Annotated in this window: 5 protein-coding genes; 4 read left to right on the forward strand and 1 reads right to left on the reverse strand. The window is 37.9% G+C overall.

Features of this window, described 5'->3' with window-relative positions; translation table 11 throughout:
- Positions 1 to 159 precede the first annotated feature (159 nt).
- Entirely contained in the window at positions 160 to 705 is a 546-nt protein-coding gene (gene rbr, locus EO120_RS09005) for a rubrerythrin (protein ID WP_127135136.1), read from the reverse strand.
- A gap of 697 nt (positions 706 to 1,402) precedes the next feature.
- On the opposite strand from rbr, the gene EO120_RS09010 reads away from it, so the two are divergent.
- From EO120_RS09010 to EO120_RS09025, 4 genes are all read left to right on the forward strand, one after another.
- Positions 1,403 to 1,609, forward strand: coding sequence for a DUF951 domain-containing protein (locus EO120_RS09010; protein WP_127135137.1), 207 nt, complete (start codon positions 1,403 to 1,405; stop codon positions 1,607 to 1,609).
- A gap of 116 nt (positions 1,610 to 1,725) precedes the next feature.
- Positions 1,726 to 2,757: a selenide, water dikinase SelD gene (selD, locus tag EO120_RS09015; protein WP_127135138.1), complete on the forward strand. Its 1,032-nt coding sequence runs from the start codon at positions 1,726 to 1,728 to the stop codon at positions 2,755 to 2,757.
- A gap of 110 nt (positions 2,758 to 2,867) precedes the next feature.
- Positions 2,868 to 3,482: a sulfurtransferase-like selenium metabolism protein YedF gene (gene yedF / locus EO120_RS09020; RefSeq protein WP_127135139.1), complete on the forward strand. Its 615-nt coding sequence runs from the start codon at positions 2,868 to 2,870 to the stop codon at positions 3,480 to 3,482.
- Positions 3,482 to 3,727, forward strand: coding sequence for a putative Se/S carrier protein (locus EO120_RS09025; protein WP_127135140.1), 246 nt, complete (start codon positions 3,482 to 3,484; stop codon positions 3,725 to 3,727). Before yedF ends, EO120_RS09025 begins: the two co-directional genes overlap by 1 nt.
- The last annotated feature ends 116 nt before the right edge of the window (positions 3,728 to 3,843 follow it).

The following is a 3,843-nucleotide window of genomic DNA, read 5'->3' on the forward strand; positions in this document are numbered from 1 at the left end:
AGATTAAACCCTTATAACACTAGATATTTACTAGTATTACAAGGGTTTTTACACACACTTTTTGTCCTATAAGCCTAAAACCAACACTTTTTGTCCTATAACCCTAAATTAAAAGGACCGCTATGACAGCGGTCCTTTGTGTATTATTTTGTTTAGCGATTAGATAGCTTCTACGTGACGGTGGAAGAACGCTTGTGGATGCGCACATACTGGGCAAAGTTTAGGAGCTTCTTCGCCAATGTGGATGTAACCACAGTTAGCGCAAATCCATGCAACTGGTTGGTCGTTGTGGAATACTTTGTGACCAGCTACTTGAGCAGCTAATGCAAGGTAACGTTCTTCATGACGAGCTTCGATTTTGCCAACTTCGCGCATTTGGTAAGCGATTTTAGCAAAGCCTTCTTTTTCAGCTTCGTCAGCGAATTCTTTGTACATTGTAGTGTGTTCATAGTTTTCACCTGCTGCTGCATCGCGAAGGTTAGCTTCGATATCAGCGGAGATGTCACCACCGTGAAGAGCTTTGAACCACAATTTAGCATGTGCAGATTCATTGTGTGCAGTTTCTTCGAAGTAGTCAGCGATTTGGTTCATACCAGCTTTGCGAGCTGCAGAAGCGTAGAATGTATATTTTTGGAATGCTTGGGATTCACCTGCGAATGCAGCTTGAAGATTTTTTTCAGTGTTAGTACCTTTTAATTCAGCCATTTTGTTTCTCCTTGTACTTACGTATTTCTTTTAGATTGTTACTTAACATATATGTCAAAACCACTTGGTTTGGACTGCATAGGGGATAAGCACTTGCTTATGATGTAGAATACTTATTCCATAGTTCACATACCACTTGGGGAGCATTTAAATTGAATACTTATTCTTAAATTCGTAAATAAGACACTTGTCTACGCGTTAAATAAGGCACTTGCCTACTTGTTAGATGAGTACTTACTTTGTTTTAAAGAGGCACTTGCCACTCATATACAATACAATAATTTGGATTCGTATACTTAACGAATAATCATTGTTGACTATATTGTAACGTATGTAATTGAGAAAAGCAAGTAAAAAATAGAAATTTATTTCGAAAAATTTCTAAATGAAAAATATTATCAATACAGTAAATGTGCGGAGTTTTAAAAGGTTATAAGTGCGACATAGATACTTTGTGTGCATAATGGATATTGAGAATAATAACCAAATGAAAAATCATTATTGATTAGAAAAAACAAATAAATGAGATTTATATCTGCATTCAATTCTATATAGATTACTTTGAGGTTATTATTTTACCTATGAGTATAGGGGAGGGATGAGTCTAAATATCTATAGTGTTATTGCTTTCATAAGTATATGTATTGCTGTATAATATATGTATATTTACAGATATAGCACAGGTAAAGGAGGTACTATGGCATTTATTAGATATTATATAGGCGACGTGGTACGCATGAAAAAACAACATCCTTGCGGTAGTCACGAATGGGAAGTAAAGCGTATTGGTACTGATTTCCTCATTACTTGTAAAGGCTGTGGGCACCAACTATTGATGCCGCGCCCTAAATTTGAAAAAGCAGTGAAGTCTCTTGTGTCCCGCTTACCAGAAAATGAGGTATAAAACGCATTATCATCCGAGTCTATGCGGTAAAGTCTGAAACTATTCACCTCATTTGAATTAAATAAGTAAGTACGATAATTGGAACGAGTACGATGATACATCTAATAGGAGGGAACATGGTACGTTTAACAGATTTCGTTACCAGTGGTGGATGTGCCTGTAAAATTGGACCTCATATACTGCAACGCGTATTAGATAGCGTTATGCCTGTTACGAATGATAATGTGTTAGCAGACATGACTGGCGCCGATGATGCAGGGATTTATAAAATTAATGATACCACTGCATTGGTACAAACATTAGATTTCTTTACACCCATCGTTGATGATCCAAACTTATTTGGTAAAATTGCAGCCTGTAATGCCCTTAGCGATGTATATGCTATGGGGGGGACTCCATTGACAGCGATGAATATTGTAGGATTTCCAGTACCCTTAGTGGAGCAAGGTGTTCTCACTGATGTGTTAAATGGGGCTGCATCCATTGTTCGAGAAGCGGGCGCTGCTATTGTAGGTGGCCATAGCATCGAGAATAAGGAACCTATTTACGGAATGTCAGTGACCGGTTCAGTTCACCCCGACCGAGTGTGGAAAAATAAAGGCGCCCAAGAGGGCGATGTGCTCATTTTAACGAAGCCTATTGGCACAGGTATTATGAGTAATGCTTTAAAGGGACATCTGTTCTCTAATGGTGTGGCCCAAGCTGTGACGAGCATGAGCAGGCTTAATAAATATGCTGCTGATGTGGCTCGTAATTACACTATTCATGCTTGTACAGATATTACTGGTTTCAGCCTCGTCGGACATAGTGTAGAAATGGCTATCGCATCAAATCTAACTATACATATTTATGCTGAATCACTACCGCTTTTTGATGATGTTGTGGAAGGTGCTCAGATGGGCCTCGTACCAGCTGCTACCTATGGCAATCGGAAGGCCATTACTGATGTAGCTATGTCCGATGCATTGGATCCAGTGTGGTCTGATATTGTATTCGATCCACAAACTTCGGGGGGGTTGTTATTGGCTATTCCCATTGGTGAAAGTGACCGATTGCTATCGGATTTACATCGTGCTGGCGTTGAACGGGCTGCGATTGTAGGCATCTGTGAAAGTTTTAGTGGTTTATCTGTGCGGGTAACAAAATAGATTTAATATAGCATTGTTACTGTATATAGGTGATGTAGTATTCAATTACAATAAAAACATATATTGGAATGTTATTGAGGATTCTTTTACAATGAGTCGGAGGACTAATTATGAGAGATACAAAAGGAATTATTATTGATGTACGTGGCAGTTTATGCCCTAAACCTGTGATTGAAACGAAAAAGGTTACTGATACAAATCCAAGTGAAGTAGTAACTACTATTGTGGATAATGAAGTGAGTCGTGACAATGTAGAAAAATTCGGTAAATCTAGAGGGTATGGAGTTACTATTGAGCAAGACGGTAAAGATTTTTACCTTACTATGGTGCCAAATCAAGTGAGTGTTGATGGTTTTGATGCAGAAAACCTACAAATTCCTGGCGCCAATATTGGCAATCGTGTGATGCTCATGACTAAGGATTATCTTGGGGAAGGTAGCGAAGAACTGGGCCGTAATTTGATGAAAACATTCTGGACTTGTATGGTAGAGGCCGATGTAAAACCATCTAAAATCTATTTTATTAATAGTGCTGTAAAAATGGTGACTAATGATTCTGTTCATCTCGATAGTTTGAAACAATTGGCAGAATTTGGTGTAGAAATTGCTGCTTGTGGTATTTGCCTCGATTACTACAATGTGAAGGACCAAGTGGGCGTAGGATCTATTACAAATCTGTACGCTATTACGGATTCTATTGTAGGCGAAAATTTAGTGAAATTATAATGGACATTGTTATTTTATTTACATCCTATTACTTTGCTGATAAAACCGATAAAATTCTTACAAAAGAGGGGCTAGACTTTAAACTCATTCCTGTACCGACGGAAATATCTGATGCATGCGGTATGGCGATACGGATTAAACCGGAGTTGCTAACATCGGTACAGCAAATTATGGAGGAGAACCGTATTAGTTCATCTCATATATACTATTATGAGAAAGGGAAGAAACCGATCTTATATAAATAAAATCTTAATAGGTATAATTGGAATGTAAAGCCTTAGATTTCGGCTTATAGGACAAAAAGTGTGTGTAAAAACCCTTGTAATACTAGTAAATATCTAGTGTTATAAGGGTTTAATCT

Origin of the sequence: Veillonella caviae, from assembly GCF_003992125.1 — a bacterium.
In the GTDB taxonomy this organism is placed as follows: Bacteria; Bacillota; Negativicutes; order Veillonellales; family Veillonellaceae; genus Veillonella; species Veillonella caviae.